This window comes from Pedobacter jeongneungensis, assembly GCF_039538295.1.
In the GTDB taxonomy this organism is placed as follows: domain Bacteria; phylum Bacteroidota; class Bacteroidia; order Sphingobacteriales; family Sphingobacteriaceae; genus Pedobacter; species Pedobacter jeongneungensis.
Window position 1 is genome coordinate 159,832 of sequence record NZ_BAABBY010000003.1, and the last position, 25,818, is coordinate 185,649.

A 25,818-nucleotide genomic window follows, 5' to 3' on the forward strand; every position below is an offset into this window, starting at 1 on the left:
TCGCGATAGACCAAGTCCCAAAAAAATAATTACTAATTTTAGGTGATATCTGATCAAAAAATGCCACTTACTATATAAAACATAGTGATCATGACAGCAACATCTATTCAGGAGAAACAGAGCAGTCGGGAGGCGCTTTTTATGAAACTCTATCAGGAGGCTTTTCCTTTGGTGGCCAGGCACGTAAGCCGGATGGGCGGATCATTTGAGGAAGCAAAAGACATTTTTCAGGATGCACTGGTTTTGTATTACGAAAAAGTACAGGTTTCGGGCTTTGTACCGAAGTATCAGGAAAAAGCCTATTTATTGGGGATTGCCAGATATTTATGGGTGAGGCGTTTTAAAGAAAACAACAGGCAGGTTACCCTTGATGTTCAGGACTTTATTTTTAATAAAGAAATCGATTTAACAGATGTTCAATATGAAGAAGTGTCTTCACAGAAACTGATGAATTTGCTGGAGCGCGCCGGGCAGAAATGTATGCAGCTGCTCAGTGCCTTCTATTATGAAAAGCTGGATATGGAAACCCTGGCCAGCCGCTTTGGTTTTTCAGGCGCACGGTCTGCAACCGCCCAGAAATTTAAATGCCTAGAAAAAGTTAAAGAAACAGTTAAAGAAAAATCCTTAAAGTATGAAGACATCGTTGCATGAGCTCCGCTCAATAGAGCACTATCTTTTGTCGGATAATAAGGATGGCGAAAGTTTCCTTTTCGAAGCAAAACTTATCCTGCAGCCCGAATTGGAAAAGCGGGTTTACTGGCAAAACAAAACATACCAGATGGTGCGGAACTATGGCCGCAAACAACTGAAAAATGAACTCAATAACATACACGAAACGCTGTTTAACACCGATGAACATCAAAGCTTCAGGCAAAAGGTAATGCGTTTGTTCCGTAAATAACTACTCAATTTAAAATTTATAACCATGTTCCTGATACAGGAGCAAAGGCATCGCTGTGCCTTAAATTTCAAAACAATATGATGGATATTAGCAAAGAATTCCGCCTTTATGCGGTAAAACACCAGGGCTTAAACAGCCTTTACGTAGATCAGTACATGGCCAGAACACCTGCCTATACCACACCGGTTGCAATGACGCCCTATATTACCGAAGAACGGCAGTTAAACGTGGCACAGATGGATGTTTTTTCGCGGCTGATGATGGACAGGATTATTTTTTTAGGTGAGGCCGTTAATGAGCAGAATGCCAATGTAATACAGGCACAACTGCTTTTTTTGCAGTCTGTTGATGCACAAAAAGACATTCAGTTATATATCAATTCGCCGGGCGGTTCGGTTTATGCCGGCTTTGGCATTTACGATACCATGCAGTTTATTGCGCCTGATGTGGCCACCATTTGTACCGGCATTGCACTGTCTATGGGTTCAGTACTCTTATGTGCAGGAGCTGCCGGTAAACGTTCGGCCCTGCAGCATTCGAGGGTCATGATCCATCAAACCTCCAGCGGGGCAGAAGGTACCGCCATTGATATGGATATCAGAATCAGAGAGGTATTAAAAGTGCAGTCGGATTTGTACCATATTCTGGCTAAACACAGCGGACAAACCTATGAACGGATAAATGAAATTGCCAGCCGCGATTACTGGATGAGTGCCATCGAAGCAAAAGAATTTGGAATGATAGATGAAGTGCTTAGCCGTGATCTTTAATAAGAAAATACCGGTCTGTTTCTGGCCCTGGATGCCAGCGGCATTTTCGCCCCGGGTGGCAGTAACTGTTCAAGTGGAAACTACTCACATGTGATGGAAGCGCATTGACAATGGATTTGAAGTCATCAGGGTTTCTTTAAGTCGTTATACAAAAGCAAACAAAGTTGGTGTGGCCGCGTCCACATTTAAAAGCCTGGTATCAGGTACTGCATATAAAGCTGGATTTCCTGCAGCGCGTTTAGCAAAGGAAATTATATAAAGCTATAATCCCTATAGGTTTTATATATTTGCATGCCCAAAGCCAGCTGGCATTGGACATCTAGCTTTATTGATTTGCTTTTGAAATTAAATGATAAGATTAAATAATATAACCAAAACATTTGTGTTGCGCGACAGAACAATAACCGCGCTTTCAGGTGTTTCGATAAATGTACCCAGGGGTAAAATATTTGGCGTAATAGGCGCCTCAGGAGCAGGTAAAAGTACGCTGATCAGGTGTGCAAACCTGCTGGAGCAACCCACATCCGGAGAAGTGTATATCGACGGGAAAAACCTGATGGAACTCTCGGGCGCTGAGCTCGCCAGAGAACGCAGGCAGATCGGAATGATATTTCAGCACTTTAACCTGCTCTCTTCCAGAACCGTTTATCAGAATGTGGCCTTTCCGCTCGAACTGGAAGGGGCTTCGAAAACAAAGATCCGGGAACGGGTTTCTGAACTGTTAAATTTTGTTGGCCTGGCTGATAAACATGCAGATTATCCGGTAAACCTTTCTGGCGGGCAGAAACAGCGGGTGGCCATTGCCAGAACTCTTGCTGCAAGTCCGAAGGTATTGCTTTGCGACGAGGCCACCAGTGCACTTGATCCGGAGACCACCACTTCCATTTTAAAACTCTTAAAAGATACCAACGAGAAATTTGGCATCACCATATTGCTCATTACGCACGAAATGCAGGTGGTAAAGGCCATTTGCGATGAAGTAGCCGTCATCAGCGGGGGTACACTGGTAGAGCAGGGTGCGGTAAGCGAGATATTTTCACATCCCAAGAGCGAACTGGCCAGAAAATTTATTTCATCTTCCATTAAGGTATCGCTGCCTAAGGAATATGAGGAACGCATTAAGTTAAATACTGCCCAATCAGGTAATCCCATTATCAAGCTCACTTTCAATGGCGATTCTGCCGATAGTGCGGTACTTTCGGAGGTTGCAGGACTCTTTGGTGTAAACAACAATATCATTACCGCGCAGATTGAGCATGCAGCCGGTATCAAATTTGGGACCATCCTGGTAGAAGCACAGGGTGATGCTGAAAACCACACGAGGGCAATCAATTATTATAAAACTTTAAATATCGGTGCGGAGGTGCTTGGTTATGTCTGAATCTATGATTAGGCTCTTATTGAGCGGTACACTCGAAACCATTGTAATGACTTTTGTTTCGGGTTTCTTTGGTTTTGTTTTAGGCCTGCCAACCGGGATATTGCTTTTTATTACACGCAAAGGGCAGATTCTGGAGCATCCGTTGTTAAACCGCGTGTTAGCCATTGTGGTAAACATTTTCAGGTCTATTCCATTTATTATTTTGATCGTTTGGATGATTCCTTTTACCCGGGCCCTGGTTGGTACTTCAATTGGTGTAAAAGCGGCTTTAGTTCCCTTAAGCATAGGTGCAGCGCCGTTTATTGCCAGGATGATCGAGAATAGCTTGCTGGAAATTCCTTACGGACTTATCGAAGCCGCAAAGGCTCTGGGGGCAAGGCCAATGCAGATTATCAGAAAAGTATTGCTGCCCGAAGCTTTACCGGCCATTATCAACAGTGCATCAATTACCCTCATTACCCTTGTGGGTTATTCGGCAATGGGCGGTGCCGTTGGTGCAGGCGGATTAGGGCAGATTGGCTATCAGTATGGCTATATCGGTTACGATGTTTTGGTAATGGTTACCGTTTTGGTATTGCTGGTCATCATCGTTTTCCTTATCCAGTTTGGGGGCGACCGCCTCTCTAAATATTTTGATCACAGAAAATAAAATCCTATAAAATGAATATCACTTTCAAAAAACGTTTTAATTCAGCGTTAATATTAGCCATAACTCTTCTTGCAGCCTGCAGTGGCGGGGCTAAAAAAAATGATCCCAACCACATTATTGTCGGCGTAGAATCCGGTCCCGAATACACCATTGCACAGGTTGCCCAAAAGGTAGCCAAAGAAAAATACAATCTTGATGTGGAGCTGGTGCAGTTTAACGATTATGTAATGCCTAATGAAGCGCTTCATCAGGGCGATATTGATGCCAATGCCTATCAGAATAAGCCTTACCTGGATGTACAGGCGAAGCAGCGCGGCTATAAATTTGCCATAGTAGGCAACACTTTTGTTTATCCAATTGCAGGTTACTCCCGTAAAATTAAAAGCCTGAAAGAGCTTAAAGATGAGAGTACCATCATTATCCCGAACGATCCCACCAACAGCGGCCGCTCTTTATTGCTGCTTCAAACAGCCGGACTTATTAAACTTAAAGCGGGTGTTGGCCTTTTACCAACCCTTAATGATCTAACCGAAAATCCTAAGAAACTGAAAATCCTTGAACTTGAAGCACCTCAGCTTCCACGATCGCTGGATGATACCAATGTTACCATTGCGGTAATTAACAATACTTTTGCGGCACCTATTGGTCTGGTATCTACCCGTGACGGCCTTTTTATAGAGGATAGTAAATCGCCTTATGTAAATGCCATTGTGGCCCGCGAAGACAATAAGGATGACGACAAGGTTAAACGTTTTGTAAAAGCATATCAATCACCCGAGGTAGAAGAAGCCGCAAAGGTTGCTTTTAAAGGGGGAGCGATAAAAGGCTGGTAGAAGATAACTATTCCTTTATTTTAAATAATATTTTAATGGCTGCCTGCTGGTTTGCCTTTGTATGAAATCTTTATAGCGACAAGTCTAAAGTTAATTTTTAATACGCAATAAGGCGTTAAACAGATCATAGCTTGAATCAAATGGAATTCCCCTCATAGTTAAGTATTATCAGGGGAATTTTTTTGTGTTTAATTTAATGTTATAGATAATTAAATGAATATTTTATACTATACATCAAGAAATGAGGATAGATATTCCGGAATAAGCCTTTTTTAAATTTTTGATTCATCGTTCTTCTATTTAAAATGTAGTTTTTAGCCTATAGTTCAATCTGAATGTGAGCGTTTGTATGTGTTTTTTGTAGATAAATTGTGTCTTGATGGCTGATTTTATTGTATATTTTAGAAAAAATGTTCTTTTCATAGCTTAATAAGTTTGGTTTTAAACTTAATAAGTACTAAGTCGAGCTTATTAAGTGCCAACGAGGGTGAAATAAGTATCAACGAGGGTGAAATATGTTCGGCGCCGAGCTTATTTAGTGTTAATTAGGGTAAAATAAGTGCCAAATCGAACTTATTTACTGTCAATGAGGGTGAAATAAGTATCAACGAGGGTGAAAAAAGGTCGGCACCGAGCTTATTTAGTGCCAATGAGGGTGAAATAAGTATCAATGAGGGTGAAAAAAGGTCGGCGCCGAGCTTATTTAGTGTTAATGAGGGTGAAATAAGTATCAACGAGGGTGAAATAAATACTAAATCGAGCTTATTAAGTATTAACTAGGGGATGGCAAGTTTTAACAGTTAAATTTTTTCAACTTGCCAATGTAGCATCAATATTAGTTAAACATCCCGTGAATTGTTGATTTTTGGCCGTTCGGTATTTATGAAAAGTAAACCTTTATTATCATATCTAATAAATTTTAAAAACTCAACTATTAATTTTTGAAAGGTTAGATTTATTTTTAAACCATGAAGCTAATTACTTACACAGAAGTTTTCCAACTATGACTTTAGAATCAAATCAAAAGAGATATTGAGGCAATCATATTAAAAAACCAGTGCATTTTAAGCCTTTTACGCCCCTCTATAATAAGGTCGTAGTCGTTTAAGATAATCATTTTCAGCTATAAACTGATTTAGCTTTATGAGTTTTTCAGGCTTAACAGTGATTGCAAACCCTTTACTAATTAAATCAGCATGCGTTAACATAAGTCTTCGAATCGGTAATGCTAGAACAGCGTGATCGTCTAAAAAAGAATAAATATCATCTGATATATATCTTTCAATCCAAAAATCCAGACTTCCGTTGTCGCATTCTTGTGAGATTGTTTCCCACATAATCGGTATATCAGGCTCAAAAAAAGTTCTATATCGATAATTGATATTTTCTCGTTGATGCCTAAGCCATTCATATGGATTAGTTCCGTTAATATTATTTGATTGTAAAAAATCAGTAGCGGCAAAATAATTTTTAAAAAGATCAATTGCTGCCATATGATCTGGCTTTCCTAGAGCTATAGGCTTATGAGATATATTATTTTCAAAATAGTATCCGTCTCTTTCTTTTCTTACAAACCCAAGTCTGTTGCAACATAAAGAGCATCTAAGTAAGTAATAAACAGAATAATATAATTTAACAGTGGCCCAAGAAAAATTCTTTTTATTAGTCGCAATAATGCCTTCGTTCAAGCTTATAATACCTTTATAATAAAAATCCAAACAATCATCTAGCATAGCGGACTCAAAGAGTGCGACATGGGTAGCATTAAATATAAAACTTTTAATCTGACCCTTAGTTAATGACAGCCACACAGCTTCATTATTACCACTTAAAATGTGTTCAAAATTAATTTGGGTTCTTAGTCTATCAGAACTCATATTCGTCTTGTTCTGGTGCCTCGGCTAATAAATTGCCTTCCAAATACTCTTTAATTGCCAAGCGAGCAGATTTCCCATCTGTGCCTTTGATAATGGATTGAGTTAATAGTTCGTTTTTATCTAATTGTAAAAGATTTTTAAAAGTTTCTACAGAAAACGATTTCCTATCACTACATTTTGGCAATAGTTTTTCGGCAAAAAATTCAATAGCAGCTACCACACCAGAGCTTTGCAGGAAAGGATTTTTAGATTTTAATCCCCACAATTCTTTTCTCTCGTAAAAGAACTTAATAGCAGTGAAGTAATTTAAAAAAATAATTTTCTGTCTGTTTAAGTCTGTTATGTTGTAATTAAAAAACAGTCCGTTAGGTTTCAGATAGTTTTTTAATGTCGTGATGAATGAGGATAAATCCACAATTCCATATCCGACAGGTGAACCAGGGAATCGAATGAGTTTATAATATGGTGATTCCTCGTTCTCATTTAATTCTGTTGCAATATCTTTTGATCTATTTACGGCGTGCTCTTTGTCCGATTCAACAATACCAAATAGGTCATAAATAAGACTTTTTGCAACTGGCTTCTGCTCCGTATTAATATTTAAAAAGATCTGCGCAGCGTCTTTAGTTGAAAGTCCAATTGTAAAAGATACCAGAACATCTCTCTCGCCTACACTCGGGTCAATGTCTAATGCTGCTTGTAGCCCAGCTAACCGATGCTGGCCATCAATAACCTGTGCTGAAAAAGGGACAATTGGAATATCAATTTTTCCGTCAATATATATGATCTTATGCGCACTTTCATTCCAATTTAATATAAATGTGTTAAAAAAGTTCTTTCCCTGCAAGACGTATTCTCGTATTTGTTTAACACGTATGTTACTTAAAACCCTTTGTACCGCACCTTCTTCATTATCTCGACCTCGAACCGCTACATAACTTATTTTTAAAATGTCTTTCACCTTCATTGGTTGAGTATAGACATCAATTCCATTGAATTTTGTGTTTAGGCTTTCGCTTTTATGTAATCTTATTTTTGCCATGTTTTTGTTTCTTAGATACCAAATATATCACATTCATTCATATCGTGACATAACAATAATGAAATGTCTTTTACATTCAATAAAAAAGGATTTTAAAACTGATTCCAAGATTTTTCAATTCTGATTGGGCAAACTTTTAATGTAGAAGATAAGTTCTCCCTAGTCATTCAGTAATACATATGTATCTATCAATCCATTAAGTTAAAAAGCTCTTTTGACTAGCAAGCTAAAACAACGGGATAATGAAAAATGATATTTACAGTAGATATAATCGTCATTCCTTCCATAGAATTATTTCCCCATTGTTTCGTTTAATTATTCATTCTGGTCCATGCGTCATAGAGAATACAAAAAGAATTCGGAAGACACCGGTCGCGTGTTTATCTATAGCCTATAACTTAAAGTATTGCTTATTGTTTGTAAACAATAATTTTTATCGTTCCTTTGCCCTGACATTTGTTCATTTCAAAATTCATACCGATCCTTTTAAGGATCTCTGGCAATTTTGTTACGTTGTAGGTTCTTGGATGACTAACATATTTAGGTTATCTTGATTTATGAAACTTATGTCCCGAACACCTTATATTCTCTCTATTTCGAGAAGAGTATCAACACCATTTCTAAGTGCTAACTTTTTCAAAGTATAAACGAACCTTTCAATTTCTCGCTCAATTATTATTTCGTAATCTACACTCATCAAATTGAAATCATTAGGCAATAGATTAGATATTGCGTAGTTGATGCCAGATAGTGTTGTTGGAAAATCAATGAATATTAATTTTCCATCTTTAATTTCGGTGTCCAAATTAATATTTCTTGGTCTACCAGCATATTGGAATGAAACAGTCTTTGTTTGATAATTGCGTTTTAGCTGAGCAAATTGCAAGTTTACATCTGTATTCAGTCTATTTGGTATTATCACTTTAATTATGCAATTTTTATATTGTACCGATTCATAATCAAAGCCATCTTGATCAATAATATATTTGCAAGTTGGTAATAGTAAATTCTCAAAATAACCTGAGGCTAGTGTGGCTGAAGGGAAAAAGTTCACATCAGAATCGATTTGATGTTTAAATAACTCACTTACTTTGCTTATTGCCTCAACAAAACTTGGTGCATCATTTTTTTCAAATCTTGCTAATGTGATTCCTGATATATCTGATAATATTTTTAGTTTTTTATCTACAACAAATGCACATTTCGAAATTCCCAAACGTCCAATAAATAAGCCCAACTCAAACAAGACATTATCTCTTGGTTGTAAAACAACATCACCACGATATTCTACCTTATCATCTTGTGTGCCTAAAAGAATGCCAAAATCAAATTGAAGCGAAGCCCTTAATAAATCTGTCAAAAAATTGTTGTTTATTTTAAACACCGATGAATCCCAAACACTATCATTCCAAATTACTACTTCGAAGTCTTTTTCTAGTATTGTTTTTGCCGCTTTCGCCAGCCCCAATTCTTCGGATGATGAACCAATAAATATTCTTTTCTTTTTCATTACGAATAAATTAATTCTCCTTTTTCAAAATAACCTAAATATAACTCCTTATGCACATCGGCGATTAATTCATCAAGATCTGATTTGATTTTCCTCATTTCCAGAATAGTATTTTCTGTAAGAGGATTTTCGGTTCCATTTGGACTTTTTACACTTTGTCTAAACCCTGAATCCGTAATTAGCCTTAGTAATTGATTGCTTATTGTTTTGGCAATTTTAATTTCATTTCCAGTTGTATAATATAGATCATTATTATCAATCGAATGAACAATGGTTGTTAAATGGAAACTGCTTAAATCAATTTTCTCATCAGAATCAGCTTTTAATGTTTTAAGCAAACGAATTCCCTTTCTTGAGCCATCATTCGTAATATCTCCTTTCGAATTTACTTGATTAATGTGGGCAAATGGATAATCTAAAATCTTTTCATTTTCTACAAAATCAAACAGATAAATACCGCGATAGTATTCATTTTTTGTGTCTTCGTATTCTTTAGAATTTTGCCAAAAACAAAAAACTATGTCAACTTTTCTGCGAAGTGCTTTATTAAAAATTGAAATACTCTTTTTGCCTGTTTTATCAACCTCATCGTATATGTTCTCCATTATCGTCGTCGATTGCTTTCTTAATTTTTTTATATCATCATTAGGATCTGATTCAGTATATGGATTATCATTTGGAACACCATAACCAGTAAAATGGTACCTGTCAATGATTGTCAATAAATCGAAATCACTGTGTACTTTTATATTAGTAGAAGTCATAACCGATCCTTGAGTTCTATAAGCTCTCGAAAAATGAAGTTCTAGACCAGCTTCTAGATGATTTTGAACTCTTTTTGCTGCCTCAAGAGTTCTATCGTTGTATTTTTTATCTATCCTTACCATCGATTCCATTAAATATTTTATATCTTTTGGAATACTTGTCGAATCAAATGATTTTGTAAGAACTGATTCATTTAATTCATTATCAAATCTTCTCGCTTTAAGATTTTGTAATCTTTTTTCGTAATCTATTGCCATATAATAAGATTCATATTGTTGCTTGGGTTTATTGCAATTTTTTTGCTATAAAGTAGGTTTTAGAGGATAAACTATTATAGTTCTAAAATAAAAAGATTAAATAACGTGACAATACGGTAAACCGTAAATACTGATATTTAAGTATGCGAACCGACTTGCGAATTAATGAATGTATGAGAACTGGTAATTGCAAAGCAATCGGATTCGATCTGTTTTACACAAGCTACTTGTAAAATGAAATAATTATCGTCATTAAGTACAAGTCATCTAGTCCAATGGCATAATGACTAATATTTGCGTTAGTAATGTAAAACGAGCTCTTAATCTCCTGATATTTCCCCATTCTTTTCAACCTATTTTCTAATCCGTTCTGTTTTGTTAGTTTTGGGCTTTAAATAAAGAAATACAATGAACCATTGGTTAGTCAAATCAGAGCCTTTTAAATACAGTTGGGAAAAATTTAACGAAGATGGCCGTACCTTTTGGGATGGTGTGCGCAATTATCAGGCGAGGAATAACCTGAAAGCCATGAAAGAAGGCGATTTAGTGCTTTTTTATCACAGTAATGAAGGTAAAAACGTGGTGGGTATTGCCAAAGTGGTAAGGGAATTTTACCAGGATCCCACTACTGATGATGCCAACTGGGTAGTGGTCGATTTATCGCCCGTAGAAAGCCTGAAAAATCCGGTTTCCTTAGAACAGATCAAAGCTGAACCAAGTTTAACAGATATTTCTTTAGTGCGCCAGGGCCGTTTATCGGTAATGCCGCTTAAAGCTGAAGAATTTGATAAAATTTTGGAAATGGGGGCGTAGTTTTAAGTCCTTAGTCTGTAGTCCAAGTCTTGAGTCGGAAGTTTGGAGTCTGTTGAACGGGGGCTATGGCTATGAAAAAGTTTGGAGTTGGGCGTTTGGAGTTGGGAGTGGATTGATCGATTTTAGTCCGAAACGATTAGTCAGGTTAAGATTTGAAGTTTGGTTTCAGTTAACCGGTTTAAACAATTAATCGGTTAACCAATTATTACAATTAACCAATTCACCAATTTATACAATTAACAATTCACCAAATTAACCGCTCTCCAATGAAAATTTTCTTTTTATCATGCTGTCTTTTTATCGCTAACCTGTTTCCAAACAGCGTTAAAGCGCAGGAATTTATCAATTATCAGGTAAAAGTGGTTTCTGATTCTTTACCCGCGGTAAAAGGTACCTTAGAGAAAATTTCTCCCGAAGGTGTTGCCGTTAACGATGGTTATGGAAACTACATTATGCTCCGTGCTAAAAACATCATCAGCATCCGCTTAAAGAAAAGGGGCATTACTACCGGCAAAGGATTTCTGATCGGGACACTTGCTGGTGCGGCAATTGGCTCTTTGGCTTTTACAGATAACAATAGTGGATCTGGCGACGAGCAACTTGTAACATTTTTGGCCGCTACCACTTTAGGCGCATCGGTGGGTACAACTTACGGACTGATTGCTGAACTTAAAGCAAAAAAAATGTTTTTAAGGGTGAATAAAGATGAAAAATTATTTGCCGCTGAGTATAAAAAACTGGAAATCTATTCCAAAGCTTACTATATTGATAAACCTTAGGTGTTTAGTCCTGAGTTTTGAGTTGATTTACCGGTTTGAAGTTTGCCCTCAGTTAACCGATTTAGACAATTAATCAATTAACCAATTTATACAATTAACCAACTACCAAACCCTAATATGAAAAAGTCTATATGTTTTACCATCGCTTTTTTCCTCTCTCTAAGCCTTACCATGGCGCAAAATGTGAAACCTTACATCGCCGTTTTAAAAACCAAACACGGTAAGCAAAAAGGAATTTTATATAAGGTAGATTCAACTCAGGTGATTCTAAATCACGATGGCGAATTTGTTACCGTCCCCTTAAACGAAATCAAAACCGTACAGATCCGCACGATAAAAAAAGGTTACAGGGGAATGAACCTGATCAAAATAGGTACGCAAAACCCTGATCAATACACAATAGATAAGCGTGGCAAATTGGTAGATAAATGGGGTAAAGAAGCACCAACATTAGAAGAAGAAGCCGGAACCACGTTTTTCTCTGTTATTTTTACTGCAATTGCTAACGCTGTTGCGCTACCCATCCATGCCATTAACCCTAATGTGGCCAGGTTTAATCTTTATCAAAAAGAATCAGGTGAGTTAAACGAACTCAGTTATTATTCCATTTATTACCAGGCAAACCCCGATGTTCTGGCCGAACTGCGAAAAATGAAAAACATTTCGTCTACAATTAAGCGATAGGGGCAGGACATTAGGTGTATTGCGTGAGCGGTTTGGCTTCAGTTAACCAATTAACCAATTTATGCAGTTAACCAATTAACCAATTACCTAATGACCAATGAACTAATAAACTACTAAACCAGTCTGTTTCTCTTACTTAGAGTAATCCCCAGTGTCATTACAATACTCGAGCCCAATACCACCAGGAACAAAAACGGCGTACCCACTTCCTGGATTTTTAATGATGCAGGCAGGTTAAAGTAAAGCAAAATGCTGATCAGTCCGCGGGGGGCGATGTACAAAATCGGACTCAGGCTTTCCTTTTTGAATATCTTGAGGAAGAGGATGCGGATGATATAAATCGAGATCAAAATAAAAAAGCCATTGGCCAGTACAATCTTATTGTTCAGCTCACCTATATTCATGGTAAAGCCGAAAATAACAAAGAAAAAAGTACGGAGAATAAAAGCACTTTCTGCCGATAACTGGTAAAGCTGAGATAAATCAGCCGTTAAATTCTTGTATAAAAAGATGCTCCTGAACCAGGCGTGCCGGATGGTATCGGCATTGTTCAGGAATAAACCCGTACTCAAAATCAGCACAAGGGAGGACAGGTGGTAAGACTGACCGATGGCATAAACCAGGATCAGTATGGCAATAATCAGGAAGAATTTAATGTGGTGTACCAGCCGGCCCATAATATACAGCAGCACCACACAGGCAATGGCCGATAGCAAAAGGATGAGGAAGGTACTTAAGCCCAGGCCAATAAATGCGGAGGTATTGATGGAATGGTTGGTAATGGTGAAATTAAAAATAATGATCCCCAGGATATCAGAGAAAGAAGATTCGTAAATCACAAACTCTTTATCCTTATTGCTCAATGCCGCTGCAGATGGTATGGCAATGGCCGAACTGATTACACTAAAAGGGATGGCATTGGCAATACAGGTATATAAATCGTGGTGGGTAATCTGATAAATAATGGTGGTAATTACACTAATGGTACCCAGCAAAATGGTTAAGGCCGATAAGAATGCACTTTTGATGATCTTGTTTTTCTGCTGATCGTACTTGAGTTCGAGCGAGCCTTCAAAAACAATCAGAATTAAACCCACTGTACCTAAAGTAGGCAGGATGGATAGAAAATTAAAGGTCTGTATTTTAAGATAATCGACAAGGAAACGTAAACCGATACCCAATAAAAGCAGCAATAAAACCGACGGCACTTTGGTTTTACTGGCCACTAAATCAAACAGATAAGAAAAAATTACTAATCCGCTTAAAATAATAAGAATGGTATAAGTTGTCATATTTTTCAGCGTAGGTAAGCCGCTAAAATAAAACAATCAAGGCAAGCAAACAGAATTTAATGTAAAAATTATGCTTTAAAAAAAAGAGCTTTTAATTCGCTGGCATCATCCGGACTCATTTTTCCACCTAAAACCAGTCGCAACTGCCTGCGGCGCAGGGCTCCGTCAAATAATTCAATTTCCTCTGCAGATTCGGGGATCACTTCTGGCACCGGAATGGTCCGCGCACTCTGATCTACCGCAACAAAAGTATAATAGGCTTCGTTACTTTTCTGGCGGGCACCGCTCGGGATATTCTCCGCCCACACATCCAGACGCACCTCTACAGAAGTATTAAATGCCCTGGTCACTTTAGCTTCAATGGTTATTACATCGCCTAATTTAATGGGATGTTTAAATGATACATTATCAACGGAAGCCGTAACTACAATGCGGTTACAATGTTTCTGAGCAGAAATAGCCGCCGCAATATCCATCCAGTGCAGCAAGCGGCCGCCCATCAGGTTATTTAAAGTATTGGTATCATTTGGCAGTACCAACTCGTTCATGATGGTAAAACTTTCTCTCGCGAATTTCTTTTTTAAGCTCATTTAAGCGCAAAAGTAACAAAAATGCGTGTTAAATCTTACTCAAAATAGATTCCGGCAGATTTAAATGGGATTTTTCTGAGGATTACATACCGCTGTAGAAATTATAATCTTCATCAGGGCGTAAAGTCAGCGGCGGGTAATCAAAAAACAATTCAATCCCAATCCTGTTATCATAAAAAATCAAATTAATGCAAAACCAAACCCTGCTCCAGTTTTTTCATTGGTACTATAACGAAGAACAAAATTTGTGGACTAAAGTAGCTTCCGAAGCCGCACACTTAAAAGAAACAGGGATTACTGCTGTCTGGCTTCCACCGGCTTATAAATCAAACAATGCCGCTTACGATGTAGGCTATGCCACTTATGATTTATTTGATTTGGGTGAGTTTGACCAAAAGGGCGGGGTGAATACCAGGTACGGATCAAAAGACGAATATATAAAGGCCGTGGGCGCGCTGCATGATCATGGCATAAACGCTTTAGCGGATGCCGTTTTTAACCATAAGGCCAGTGGCGATGAAGTGGAAAAAGTTAAGGTAAGAACGGTAAATCCTGATAACAGAAACGAATTTACCAGCGATGTTTTTGAAATAGAAGCCTGGACAAAGTTTACCTTCCCGGGGCGAAAAGGCAAGTATTCTGAATTTATATGGGACCACAATTGTTTTAGCGGGGTAGATTGGGCAGAAGATCTTCAAAAACCAGCCATTTACTCCATTCAGAATGAGGTAGGCGAAGGTTTTGAAGAAGTACCGTCAACCGAGCTGGGCAATTACGATTACCTGATGTTTAACGACATTGATTACCGCAACCGTGCTGTGGTAGAAGAACTGAAATACTGGGGCGAATGGATAGTAGAAACAACTAAAGTGGATGGCTTTAGGTTAGATGCGGTGAAACACATTAACCCGGGTTTTATAACCGAATGGATTGATCATCTGAACCAGAAATTTAACCGTGAGTTTTTCATCGTTGCCGAAGACTGGAACGTGGTGGATATAGAAGGACAGCTGGCATACATTGAGCTTACGGGCGGCCGCACGCAGATATTTGATTCGCTTTTGCACCATAATTTTTTTGTGGCCAGTAAGGACGAAAGTTTCGATATGCGAAACATTTTTAAGGATACTTTGGTTGAGGTGAAGCCCGAACTGGCGGTTACTTTTGTGGATAACCACGATTCGCAACCTTTACAGGCACTGGAATCTTATGTCGATTTTTGGTTCAGGCCGTTGGCTTACGCCATGATTTTATTGCGTTTGCAAGGCATTCCCTGTTTGTTTTTCCCTGATTTATATGGCGGTATTTATGATGATAAAGATAAAAATGGAGATGAGGTACATGTAGAACTGGTTGCCATCCCTGCGGTAGAAACGATGAGTAAAATCCGCACCGCTTTAGCTTATGGAGAACAGCGCGATTATTTTGATCACGGCAATTGTGTAGGCTGGACAAGGGCAGGGGATGAGGAGCACGAAAACAGCGGACTCGCGGTATTATTAAGCACAGGTGAAGAAGGTTTTAAGGAAATGGAAGTAGGTAAGCATTTTGCCGGAAAAACTTTTGTGGATGCGCTAGGTTATAGGGAGCAGGGGGTGGTGATTGATGAAAACGGCCGGGCGGAATTTCATTGCAATGCAGGTAGTGTATCGGTTTGGGTGTTGAAGGTGGGGTAGGAGGTTCTAAGAGATTTATGAGTGGTTTGTGGAGACACAGACCACGGACTTTTTAAACTATCTCCATGGTTTGCTTCTTCGATAAATCGTAATTTCGACCGCAGTGGAGAAATCTTTTAGCATAGTTCAGAGATCTCTCTCCCGAATATTCGGGATTGTACTTCTGTCGAGATGACGATTTTTCTCATGATAATATTATTTCGGATCGGAGTAAATGATTTTACAGGGCTATTGGCGTCTGCAAAGAAACCCCTAATCACAGCACTGCCCTGAATTAAATAAACCTGATCGGAACGAACATCCCGGTTTTTGATCCGATCAAATTGGCAGTGCACTTACATCGGGATAAAGTGTAGCGCAGGACTGCCGGAACCGAATCTGTAGAAACCTGCTTTCCAAATCATTTTAGTTTTGAACCTTTGTTAAGCCCATGGTCCATGTCCTCAAAGAATATTTATCAAACGGATCGGATTGAAATTATAATTAGATAGAGGTCTGTGGGGACACAGACCTTGGCAAAGGTGATCTTAATTAGTTTTATAAACAATATAAATTCCTAACATACTACAAAAAATTATCCTCAGCCCGATATGCCGAAATTACTGCCAGTTCGCCTTCTTTTCCGGTTTTAGAATTACCATGCTCCATACCCATCACGCCCTTATAGCCTTTCTGGTGTAAATGTTTAAACAGGTTTTTATAATTAATTTCCCCGGTTGTTGGTTCTTTCCGGCCCGGGTTATCACCAATCTGGATGTAGGCAATTTCATCCCAGCAGCGGTCGATGGTTTTAATTAAATCGCCTTCGGTGCGCTGCATGTGGTAAATATCGTAAAGGATTTTACACGAAGGACTTTTAACCGCCTTGCAAACCGCATACGTTTCGTTGGTTTTCTGCAGGAAAAGTTCCGGGGTATCGCTCAATGTTTCCAGCACCATAATCAATCCATGCGGTTCGAAAATTTCGGCACCGGCACGCATGGCATCAATTACATTGGCAAACTGGTTGCCGTAGGGTAAATTCCTTTCATAAAAGCCAGGAACCACGGTAAGCCATTTGGCATTGCAGCGTTTAGCCGCTTCGACCGATTTTTTGCAGGTCTCGATAAATTTATCCTTGAATTCCTTTTTGCCTGTAGTTAAAGAGGTTTTCCAGTTATCGCCGCCATCTACCACGAAAACACCCATGCGCATGCCCAGTTTCGCCAGTAAATTGCCGATTTTTTCCTGTTCTTCAACAGAACGACCAAGGTAGCCATTATCTTCAATAGAACGGAAACCTTTATCGTACATAAACTGGATCTGATCTAAAAAACTCTTGCCCGCATGGTTCTCGAACATGCCCTGGTGCGGTGCATAATCAAGGTTGAACGTTTTGTCACTTAGGCTTGTATCTTGTTTTTCAACAGCAAAGGTGTTGGTAAATCCTGTTCCTGTGGTAATGGCACCGGCAGTAAGCAGGCTATTTCTTATAAATTCACTTCTTTTCATCGGTTTGATTTTAACAGATATCAGCGTGTAATTAATTTTTTAAATCCTGTTGTTAGCGTATCGGCTACTTTGCCATCTTTTTGGTGATATACAAAATAAGCTTCAAGATTTTTTCTGCTTTCTACAAAAGCCATGGCATCTTTAAGGTGCATGGCCATTAAGGCATTATCGTAGCCATCGGCAGTAATGGCATCATTGGCATAAACCGTAACACTGATCATTTCATTATCTAAAGGATAACCGGTTTTAGGATCAATCAGGTGCGAAATTTTTTTCCTTCCGCTCTGGTGGAATTTCCGGTAATTGCCCGAAGTAGTGATGGCTCCGGAATTAATTGCCGCAATGTACCTGATCACCGGCGTTCCGTCTTTATCAGGTCCTTCGATACCAATTTTCATGGTTTCACCATTGGGTTTCGGACCTGAAATCCTGATTTCGCCACCCAGTTCGGCAACATATTGTTTAATTCCTTTTTGCTCGAGATAAGCGGCAATTAAATCGACGCTGTAACCCTGTGCAATTCCATTTAAATCGATGTGTATGCAAGGTTTTGATTTGCTGAGCCATCCATCCTTTAATTTCAGGTTTTTCATGCCCACACAATTCAGGATCGATTTAATGGTAGCGGGATCAGGTTCTGATTTTTCCTCTTTCGGTCCGAAGCCCCATGCCTGTACCAGGGGAGCTACCGTAATATCGAAAATGCCTTTGGTATCTTCATTGATCTCAAAACTTCTTTTGAGCACATCGTTCATGAAACGATCGGCTTTGAGCTGCTTTTCGGTGGCGTTAAACTGATTTATCAATGATCCCTTTTTGTAAAGCGACATCGATAAATCAATTTCATTTAATAAACTGTCGATACCCTGTTTTGTCGCCAAACTATCATTGGCATAATACATTATAGCATAATCGGTTCCCTGAGCATAACCATTGATTTTATACTGCCTGATTTCTTCCTTCCAGGAAAAAGCCAGCATCAACGGTAGCAGGAGAAACAAAAATCTATAACGCATCTTTTAGAATTAAAGCACTTTTGCCTGTCCTGGCATAGCGATAGGGTATAAACCATTTGCATCAGGCATTAACCTTGGGTTGGCATCCCAGGCAAAACGCTCAGGCAATAAACTGTTGTTGGCGGCTAATGCTTCGTCCCACTTAATGGTTTGACCAGAGTAGGTAGCATAACGGCCAATAATGGCAGAGAACGTGCTGGTTGCAGCGTAATCTACATTGCTGAATTTATATTCTCCTTTAGAAACTGCATCGAACAGCTCGTCGTGTTCGGTTTGGTAAGGATTGGCGTTGCCTTTGGTATTGTGGTTATACAATTCCTTGCCTTTATAATCTTTCATAATGGCCTGGTTACTTCCCGACAGGTAAATTTTACCTTTTGTGCCCTGGAAACTTTCATCCACACGGTTGCTGATGCCTTCAAAATGCCTGCACTGGCTGTTGATTACGGCACCATCGGCATAAGTTAACTCGATGGAGTGGTTATCATAAATTTCGCCATAATCTTTGCCGGTTCTCCAGGCACGGCTTCCTGTTCCCTGTACTGAAACCGGGTGTGCATTTTTGATCCAGTTGGCAATATCGATATTGTGTACGTGCTGCTCTACAATGTGATCGCCGCATAACCAGTTGAAATAATACCAGTTTCGCATCTGGTATTCCATTTCGGTTTGGTTTGCCGTGCGTGGACGAACCCAAACCCCACCGCTGTTCCAATACACCTGGCCCGACATGATATCGCCAATAGCGCCATCGTTAATGCGTTTCATCGACTCGCGGTAATTGGTTTGATAACGGCGCTGTAAACCCACTACCACGTTTAATTTTTTCTTTTTGGCCTCTTCGGCAGCGGCTAAAACCTTTCTGATTCCCGGTGCATCAACTGCAACCGGTTTTTCCATAAAGATCTGTTTATTCTGTTTTACCGCTTCTTCGAAATGGATAGGACGGAAACCCGGAGGGGTGGTTAACAGCACCACATCGGCCAATGGAATGGCTTTTAAATAAGCATCGAAACCTACAAACTGGCGTTCTTTAGGAACATCTATTTTTGCCCCGAATTTCGAGCTTAATGATTGATAACTGCTATCCAAACGATCCTGAAAGGCATCGGCCATGGCTACCAGTTTAATGTTGAATTTGGTGCTCAATGCCTGAAAAGCTGCTCCGGTACCACGATCGCCACAACCAATTAGGGCTATTTTAATGGTATCTGATCCTGATGCGTAAGCGCCGGCCAGTGGGATGCTGCTTAACATGGCTCCGCCGGCAAGCATGGCGGTTGCTTTTAAAAAATCTCGACGATCTTGTTGGTTGATTGGTTTTTTCATGTGTTTAGTTTTTTGTTTTGGTTAGATGGTTGGTTAAAAGTCTTTTATAGGTTGTTTGTTATAATAAGCATCGATTTCTTCTTTTGATGGCGTTTTAGCTGGTCGTACTAAACGCATGCCTACAAATGGCGCTTCAGGGAACCACCAGTTGCTTTTAGGAATTTGTGGATCAAGTTGTTTCCATGATGGATCGGAAGCCAGTCTTGCTGTTGAGGTCAGATTTTCTGGTTTTTCATCATAAGAACCACCACGAACCGCATTTGGATAAAGTTTTTCGGGCTTGGCTACCGGGTTTTCAGTGGTTTTGTCTTTGCTATAAAAATCGGCAATGTACTGGTCGTAAGTCCATTCGCTAACATTTCCGTGCATATCGAACAAACCCCACGCATTTGGTTTTTTCAATCCTACCTGATGGGTTTTATTATTGCTGTTATCCTTAAACCAGGCATAATCATCCAGTTTGGAAGCATCGTTCCCAAAAGAATAAGCGGTTTCGCTTCCCGCTTTGCAGGCATATTCCCATTCGGCCTCGGTTGGTAAACGGTAAAATACACCGGTGCGCACATACAGCCATTTACAAAACTGGATGGCGTTGTATTGGGTCATGGCTACTGCCGGCTGATGCTCTTTGCCCATGCCAAAGGTCATGTCCAGATAAGGTTTGGTTGGGCGGGTTACGGCATCAACTTCAGCTGGTATAGCGCCTTCACTGGCTTTTTTTTCGTAATCGCGGTAAAGAAAAGGTTCGAAAATATCCCAGGTTACTTCATGTTTCCCGATCCAGAAAGCATCGAGTTTAACTTCGTGTACTGGTTGTTCATCAGCTTTACCTGCTTTACTTCCCATTTTAAATTTACCTGCCGGAATGGCCTGCATATCGAATTTTAATTTGGTTCCGTTAATGGATTGGGTGTACGAACCGGTTGAGTTTTGCGCAAAAATTTGCACACAGGGACTGATGATTAATGCAGCGGCAATTAACTTCTTAAACATAATTATTGGTTAGAAACAATACTTTCTTAGTATTTATCTGGTTAATTCTGAAATACTAAAGTAAATAACCACATTTAAAACAAAGAAAATTAATGTAACAATAAAGGTAAGTATTGTAACATTAAAAGTCAAGTTGACAATTAATATGCGCTGTAGAAATTGCTTATCTTCTGTCGGTTACCTTATTGCTTAAATTGGCGAAGCCGATTAGTGTATCCCAACGGGCACCGGGGCGGCGGTAGTAAACAAATATCTGGTAGCTGTTTTCCGTCTGGAAGAATGCACCTTCGAAAAACCTGGTTTCCATTACTTTGGTGTCTTTGTTAAACCAGGCGTATTCATAATCGTATAATCCTTGTTTAAGCAGGATATTGCCATAAAACTGCTTTCTGTTGGCATCGTAAAGGAGCTTGTTTTCGCTGCTCATGGTGTAATTGTTAAAGCGGCCCACCACATAAGCATCTCCGTTTGCGCTGGGGGCAGGAGTATTTAAAGTAAACAGCACGCCCATATATTCTGATTCTGTTTTATCGTCACGTCCATCGGTATTGCGGATAAAAAAGTTTCCGTTTTCATCGTACTGGTTGGCGAAAGCACCTGCCGTTCTTGGTGCATCCTGAAAAAGCATCACGTTTACCGATTCGTTATCGCGATAAATATCTTTAACATTATCAGCTTTATACCTTAAGCTCCGGGTATCAAATTTCCTGAATTCATTATCTCCCCAGAAATCGTTCGTATTAAGGTCGTTATAAACCAGTTGATTGGGCCTTACAAAAGAAGGCTTTGTATTCAGCTGACTGGTATTGGGGTTAAAATTCTGCATCACCACAGCTTTTAAATCCTGATAGGGGTTTTGGATCGGGAAGGTATGGTTAATGGTAAAATTGATTTTCTGCTTGTAATTCCTGTTTTCTACCTGCAGCGAGTTGGTTACCTCTGCAGCTACAGCCACCTGACTATCGAGCACATAAAAACGCTGCGAAATTACGGGTTTATTTTTGTCGCCATCCAGGTACACTTTTAACACATAATTCCCCCCAATTTTAGGCTGGATCTGCGTATTGGGCAAGCTGATTTCGTAATGGGTATATTTTCGGGTGGTGTTGGATGAATAACGGTAATTTATGATGCGATCGTCGTTAAAACTGCCTAAATAATCAATGCTCGAAATCTGCGAAGGTTGCCATTCTGCACTGCAGTGCTCAATGGTGTACCAGTAGTTTTGGGTTCCGGCAAGCAGATCGTCGAAAGAAAAAGTGATGGTTTCTGACGAATTAAGCATAATTACCGGTATGCTTTGTTCTTTATTACTGTTGTAGCAAAGCACGGTTTTAATATTTGGAAGATAAATTTTATTCTCGCTGGTAAACTTCTGATCGTTTTGCGCAAAAGCCAAAGTAGAGAGGAAAAATAAAACCGGAATTATTAATTTTTGCATGGTTAAAAGTAAAGTTTTATTGGGAAGTGGCAAAATATCTGCGTGGTGTCGGATATTTCTATCTGACACATAGTTATTATGTTTTTTGAAATAGGCCACGGATGCGCGGATTAACACGGAGGATTTGTTTTTTGAGCACGCCTTCCCTCAATACATCATTTCGAGCAGAGCGCAGCTTAGCCGAGAAATCTGTCTCGAAGTAGATCTCTCTGTTCCGCTGCGCTTCAATCGAGATGAAGAAACGAAGGGTTTATTCTTTCCGTGCCAATCCGTGTCTCCGTGGCAAAAAAAAATGCAAAAAAAAAACCGTCCCGATGTAAATCGGGACGGCTGTGTATCTGAACAAAACTTCAGGTTAGACTAACCCTCCAGCTCCATAATTTCGGCGGCCAGGGTTTCCCATTTAGTTTGATTGTTATCTAAATCGTCTTTAACTGCTAAATAACGTTTATTGGTTTCTGCCAGTTTATCTGCTTTGCTATAAACTTGCTCATCAGCTAGTTCTGCTTCAATGTCTTTAACATTTTGTTCCAGCTCAGCAATCAGTTTTTCTGTTTTTTGTAGCTCATCATTCAGTTTTTTTAACTGATTAATGGTATTTGGTGTTGCAGGTTTTGGTGCTTCCTTTTGTTTTTCAGGCATTTTAACCGGAATAGGTTTAGCCACAGGAATAATGCGTTTGCTGTTCCACTCTTCATATTCGGCGTAAGTACCAGGATATTGTTTAATTTTTTCGCCTTCAATAAACCAGATTTTATTGGCTACATTATCAAGGAAATACCTATCGTGAGATACGGCAATAAAAGTACCTTCAAACTGTTGCAAAGCCTGGATCAGGATGTTAACCGACTGGATATCCAGGTGGTTGGTAGGCTCATCCAGAATCAGGAAGTTCGAATCGGTTGTTAATGATTTCGCCAGTGCCACACGCGATTTTTCACCTCCTGAAAGCACTTTTATTTTTTTGAAAACATCATCACCAGTAAACAGGAAACAGCCTAAAATGCTCCGTAATTCGGTATCGGTATGTTTTGGTGCAAAAGCCTGTAATTCTTCTAAAATAGAATTTTCGAGGTGTAGCGATTCTAACTGGTGCTGCGCAAAGAAAGTAGTCGTTACATTATGACCTGTTTCACAGAAACCCTCAAATTTTTCGGCACCTGCAATCATTCTCAACAGGGTAGATTTACCTTTACCGTTTGCTCCGATCAGGGCAATTTTATCGCCTTTTTCGATTACACCCTCTGCATCGTCTAAAATATGTACATTCGGATAGCTTTTATTGGCGTGCTCAATGCGCACCACGTGCCTGCCCGAGGGTTTAGAAAATTTAAACGCAAAGTTTACCGTTGGGTTATCATCATCCACATCATCAATGCGCTCCATTTTATCCAAAGCCTTCATCCGCGACTGCGCCATTTTTGCTTTAGAAGCTTTAGCCTTGAAACGTTCAATTAAACGCTCTTCCTGCTTAATTTTAGCCTGCTGGTTTTTAAATTCACCTTTCTGGATTTCGCCGCGTAAAGCCTTTTCCTCTACATAAAAGCTATAATTACCCGCATACACGGTTAATTTCCCCTTACGCGATTCTACCGTACGGTTTACAATTTTATCCAGAAAATACCTGTCGTGAGATACAATTACAATCGCTCCTTCAAAACCCATTAAATAATTTTCCAGCCATTTAATGGAAGGTAAATCCATGTGGTTGGTCGGCTCATCCAGTAAAAGGATATCAGGTGTTTGCAATAAAATTTTGGCCAGCATTACACGCATCCGCCAACCTCCCGAGAAGGTATTTAACGGACGCAACTGATCAGCCGTGCTGAAACCTAAACCGGCCAGGATTTCATTTGCACGATATTCGATATTATAACCGTCTAAAGCTTCAAATTCCTGTTGTTTATCGCTCAGTTTAAATAAAACCTCTTCGCTATAATCGGTTTCGATTTTTTTAAGCAGTTCTTCAATTTCATCGTGCAGCTGGTTCTGGCGCTCAAAAGCTTCCATGGCCACGTGCAAAATGCTATGGTGTGATTCGTAAGAAAGTAAATCCTGATTTAAGTAACCGATTTTCAAGTCTTTCGACATAGAAACGGTACCCGAAGTCGGAGCATATTCGCCTACAATTATTTTTAAAAGTGTTGATTTTCCTGTTCCGTTGGCACCAATTAAGCCTGCTCTATCGCCGGGTTTAATGTGCCAGTTCGCGTCATCGTACAAGGCCCTTGAGCCAATCAGGAATGTTAAATTATTTATTGAAATCATTTCGGCTGCAAAAGTACGAAATTTAAAGGCTTTTTTTAGGGGGAAACTTAAATAGGGGATACCGCTCCTTTTTCCTGTAATTCTGAATGCAATGAAAATCTTTGATCGCGGAATTACAAAATAAATTTTGATTTCAATAAAACCTTCTTACCTTTGTACTGTAATAAAAATAATTACAGAATGAGCAGCAGCCGGTTTCCCATTTCCTTACACATTTTAACTTTGCTAAATGAGGCGAAAGGTGGTGTGGTGAGTTCCGAATATCTGGCAGGAAGTATCAATATAAATCCTGTTTTAGTGCGCAAAGAAATTATGAATTTGCGTAAACATGGTTTCGTTGATAGTAAAGAAGGAAAGGGTGGAGGTTCATTTCTGGCTAAAAATGCTTCAGATATCAATTTGGGCGATGTTTATAAAGCAGTAAGAAGCAATCATGTTTTGGGCCAGAGCAAAAATGAGCCAAATCCGAAATGCCCGGTTGGAAGACAGATCAACCAACATTTAGACTCGCTTTACAGCGACGCAGAGAATGCATTAATTGATAATTTATCGAAACAGACACTGGCAGATTTTGCATTAAAATTTGAATAAAAATTTTTTGTTAATAACTGTAATAAAAAATATTACAATTTAAAAACAGATTTATAAATTAAAAATTGAATAACATGAAAGTAGCATTAATTGGAGCATCAGGCTTTGTAGGTAAAGCCATCTTAAACGAATTGGTAAGCCGTGGAAACGAAGTAACCGCCATTGCACGTGATACTGCAAAAATTGAAAATAGTGATGCCAAAGTAAGTAAAGTTGCCGCTGATGTTCTGGATACAGAAAAACTGGCTGAGGCTTTAAAAGGTGCAGATGCCGTGGTAAGTGCATTCAATGCCGGCTGGACTAATCCCAATTTGTATAATGATACCGTAGAGGGCGCAGAAGCCATCCAGAAAGCAGTAAAAGTAGCTGGTGTTAAGCGTTACATTTTTATCGGCGGTGCAGGTACTTTACAAATCGATGGACACCAGATTGTGGATGGACCAGATTTCCCTGCAGAATATAAACCAGGCGCAACTGCAGTAAGAGATTACTTTAATACCTTAAAACAGGAAACCGAATTAGATTGGTTGTTTTTTAGTCCGGCGATTGAAATGCACCAGGGAATTACCACCGGTCGTACAGGGAAATACCGTTTAGGTAAAACCAGTCCCGTTTTTAACGACGAAGGCCGCTCTATTCTTTCGGTTGAAGATTTAGCGATCGTTATTGCTGATGAATTGGAAAGTAAGGCCCACCACAGGGAGCAGTTTACGGCAGCATATTAGGAGGATTGGTCATTGGTTTATTAGTAAGTAGGTAGGGTGCCTGGGTTCATGGTTTGATGGTTCATAGTTGATGGCACAAATACCTGTCGCAAGTGGGGCGTTGGTAATTGAAAATTGATTATCGGTGATTATCTTTTATGAAAGT

General features: G+C 39.3%; 24 protein-coding genes. 12 read left to right on the plus strand and 12 right to left on the minus strand.

What is annotated here, in order from left to right:
• The first annotated feature begins 90 nt into the window (after window positions 1-90).
• From ABD769_RS06670 to metQ, 6 genes are all read left to right on the plus strand, one after another.
• Complete coding sequence (locus tag ABD769_RS06670; protein ID WP_344850481.1) at window positions 91-651, plus strand: RNA polymerase sigma factor; 561 nt, start codon at window positions 91-93, stop codon at window positions 649-651.
• On the plus strand, window positions 632-901 hold the full coding sequence (locus tag ABD769_RS06675) for a hypothetical protein (protein WP_344850483.1): 270 nt from the start codon (window positions 632-634) through the stop codon (window positions 899-901). The genes ABD769_RS06670 and ABD769_RS06675 overlap by 20 nt, the downstream gene beginning before the upstream one ends.
• An 80-nt stretch (window positions 902-981) precedes the next feature.
• Window positions 982-1,671, plus strand: coding sequence for an ATP-dependent Clp protease proteolytic subunit (locus ABD769_RS06680; protein ID WP_344850944.1), 690 nt, complete (start codon window positions 982-984; stop codon window positions 1,669-1,671).
• 349 nt (window positions 1,672-2,020) lie between these two features.
• Window positions 2,021-3,052 carry a methionine ABC transporter ATP-binding protein MetN gene (gene metN / locus ABD769_RS06685; protein WP_344850485.1) on the plus strand — a complete coding sequence of 344 codons (1,032 nt, stop codon included), beginning with the start codon at window positions 2,021-2,023 and terminating at the stop codon, window positions 3,050-3,052.
• A gap of 4 nt (window positions 3,053-3,056) precedes the next feature.
• A complete protein-coding gene (metI, locus tag ABD769_RS06690; RefSeq protein WP_425568853.1) occupies window positions 3,057-3,701 on the plus strand; it encodes a methionine ABC transporter permease MetI in 645 nt (214 codons plus the stop codon).
• An 11-nt stretch (window positions 3,702-3,712) separates the two neighbouring features.
• Window positions 3,713-4,534: a methionine ABC transporter substrate-binding lipoprotein MetQ gene (gene metQ / locus ABD769_RS06695; protein ID WP_344850489.1), complete on the plus strand. Its 822-nt coding sequence runs from the start codon at window positions 3,713-3,715 to the stop codon at window positions 4,532-4,534.
• A gap of 1,073 nt (window positions 4,535-5,607) precedes the next feature.
• On the opposite strand, the gene ABD769_RS06700 is transcribed toward metQ, so the two are convergent.
• The 4 genes from ABD769_RS06700 to ABD769_RS06715 all read right to left on the minus strand — a co-directional run bounded on the left by ABD769_RS06700 (window position 5,608) and on the right by ABD769_RS06715 (window position 9,985).
• Window positions 5,608-6,411, minus strand: coding sequence for a hypothetical protein (locus tag ABD769_RS06700; RefSeq protein ID WP_344850490.1), 804 nt, complete (start codon window positions 6,409-6,411; stop codon window positions 5,608-5,610).
• Window positions 6,401-7,453, minus strand: a complete 1,053-nt coding sequence (locus ABD769_RS06705; protein ID WP_344850492.1) for a DGQHR domain-containing protein — start codon at window positions 7,451-7,453, stop codon at window positions 6,401-6,403. The genes ABD769_RS06700 and ABD769_RS06705 overlap by 11 nt, the downstream gene beginning before the upstream one ends.
• Before the next feature lie 580 nt (window positions 7,454-8,033).
• Window positions 8,034-8,963: a CBASS system CD-NTase-associated NAD(+) hydrolase Cap12 gene (gene cap12, locus ABD769_RS06710; protein ID WP_344850494.1), complete on the minus strand. Its 930-nt coding sequence runs from the start codon at window positions 8,961-8,963 to the stop codon at window positions 8,034-8,036.
• Window positions 8,963-9,985: a hypothetical protein gene (locus ABD769_RS06715; protein WP_344850495.1), complete on the minus strand. Its 1,023-nt coding sequence runs from the start codon at window positions 9,983-9,985 to the stop codon at window positions 8,963-8,965. The genes cap12 and ABD769_RS06715 overlap by 1 nt, the downstream gene beginning before the upstream one ends.
• Window positions 9,986-10,393: 408 nt before the next feature.
• Here ABD769_RS06715 and ABD769_RS06720 point away from each other — a divergent pair, with 408 nt between their 5' ends.
• The 3 genes from ABD769_RS06720 to ABD769_RS06730 all read left to right on the plus strand — a co-directional run bounded on the left by ABD769_RS06720 (window position 10,394) and on the right by ABD769_RS06730 (window position 12,261).
• Window positions 10,394-10,798 (plus strand): EVE domain-containing protein, encoded by a 405-nt coding sequence (locus ABD769_RS06720; RefSeq protein WP_193421662.1) that lies wholly within the window; start codon window positions 10,394-10,396, stop codon window positions 10,796-10,798.
• Window positions 10,799-11,064: 266 nt separating this feature from the next.
• Window positions 11,065-11,577, plus strand: a complete 513-nt coding sequence (locus ABD769_RS06725; protein ID WP_344850498.1) for a hypothetical protein — start codon at window positions 11,065-11,067, stop codon at window positions 11,575-11,577.
• Window positions 11,578-11,694: 117 nt separating this feature from the next.
• The gene (locus ABD769_RS06730) at window positions 11,695-12,261 is read left to right on the plus strand and encodes a hypothetical protein (RefSeq protein ID WP_344850500.1); all 567 of its coding nucleotides are present in this window, start codon (window positions 11,695-11,697) and stop codon (window positions 12,259-12,261) included.
• A gap of 113 nt (window positions 12,262-12,374) precedes the next feature.
• Here the strand turns inward: ABD769_RS06730 and ABD769_RS06735 are convergent, their stop codons facing one another.
• Window positions 12,375-13,553 (minus strand): cation:proton antiporter, encoded by a 1,179-nt coding sequence (locus tag ABD769_RS06735; RefSeq protein ID WP_344850501.1) that lies wholly within the window; start codon window positions 13,551-13,553, stop codon window positions 12,375-12,377.
• Window positions 13,554-13,621: 68 nt separating this feature from the next.
• Entirely contained in the window at window positions 13,622-14,143 is a 522-nt protein-coding gene (locus tag ABD769_RS06740) for an acyl-CoA thioesterase (RefSeq protein ID WP_344850503.1), read from the minus strand.
• A gap of 188 nt (window positions 14,144-14,331) precedes the next feature.
• Here ABD769_RS06740 and ABD769_RS06745 point away from each other — a divergent pair, with 188 nt between their 5' ends.
• Entirely contained in the window at window positions 14,332-15,819 is a 1,488-nt protein-coding gene (locus ABD769_RS06745) for an alpha-amylase (RefSeq protein WP_344850504.1), read from the plus strand.
• 564 nt (window positions 15,820-16,383) lie between these two features.
• On the opposite strand, the gene ABD769_RS06750 is transcribed toward ABD769_RS06745, so the two are convergent.
• The 6 genes from ABD769_RS06750 to ABD769_RS06775 form a co-directional block, all read right to left on the minus strand.
• Entirely contained in the window at window positions 16,384-17,310 is a 927-nt protein-coding gene (locus tag ABD769_RS06750) for a hydroxypyruvate isomerase family protein (RefSeq protein WP_344850506.1), read from the minus strand.
• 20 nt (window positions 17,311-17,330) lie between these two features.
• Entirely contained in the window at window positions 17,331-18,326 is a 996-nt protein-coding gene (locus ABD769_RS06755) for an FAD:protein FMN transferase (RefSeq protein WP_344850507.1), read from the minus strand.
• Window positions 18,327-18,335: 9 nt separating this feature from the next.
• Window positions 18,336-19,655 carry a Gfo/Idh/MocA family oxidoreductase gene (locus ABD769_RS06760; protein WP_344850509.1) on the minus strand — a complete coding sequence of 440 codons (1,320 nt, stop codon included), beginning with the start codon at window positions 19,653-19,655 and terminating at the stop codon, window positions 18,336-18,338.
• A gap of 33 nt (window positions 19,656-19,688) precedes the next feature.
• A complete protein-coding gene (locus ABD769_RS06765) occupies window positions 19,689-20,648 on the minus strand; it encodes a formylglycine-generating enzyme family protein (protein ID WP_344850511.1) in 960 nt (319 codons plus the stop codon).
• Window positions 20,649-20,811: 163 nt separating this feature from the next.
• Window positions 20,812-22,089 (minus strand): type IX secretion system plug protein, encoded by a 1,278-nt coding sequence (locus ABD769_RS06770; protein ID WP_344850512.1) that lies wholly within the window; start codon window positions 22,087-22,089, stop codon window positions 20,812-20,814.
• A 360-nt stretch (window positions 22,090-22,449) separates the two neighbouring features.
• A complete protein-coding gene (locus ABD769_RS06775; protein WP_344850513.1) occupies window positions 22,450-24,357 on the minus strand; it encodes an ABC-F family ATP-binding cassette domain-containing protein in 1,908 nt (635 codons plus the stop codon).
• Window positions 24,358-24,537: 180 nt separating this feature from the next.
• On the opposite strand from ABD769_RS06775, the gene ABD769_RS06780 reads away from it, so the two are divergent.
• Both ABD769_RS06780 and ABD769_RS06785 read left to right on the plus strand, forming a co-directional pair.
• The gene (locus ABD769_RS06780; RefSeq protein ID WP_344850515.1) at window positions 24,538-24,948 is read left to right on the plus strand and encodes an Rrf2 family transcriptional regulator; all 411 of its coding nucleotides are present in this window, start codon (window positions 24,538-24,540) and stop codon (window positions 24,946-24,948) included.
• A 74-nt stretch (window positions 24,949-25,022) separates the two neighbouring features.
• Window positions 25,023-25,673: an NAD(P)-dependent oxidoreductase gene (locus ABD769_RS06785; RefSeq protein WP_344850516.1), complete on the plus strand. Its 651-nt coding sequence runs from the start codon at window positions 25,023-25,025 to the stop codon at window positions 25,671-25,673.
• The last annotated feature ends 145 nt before the right edge of the window (window positions 25,674-25,818 follow it).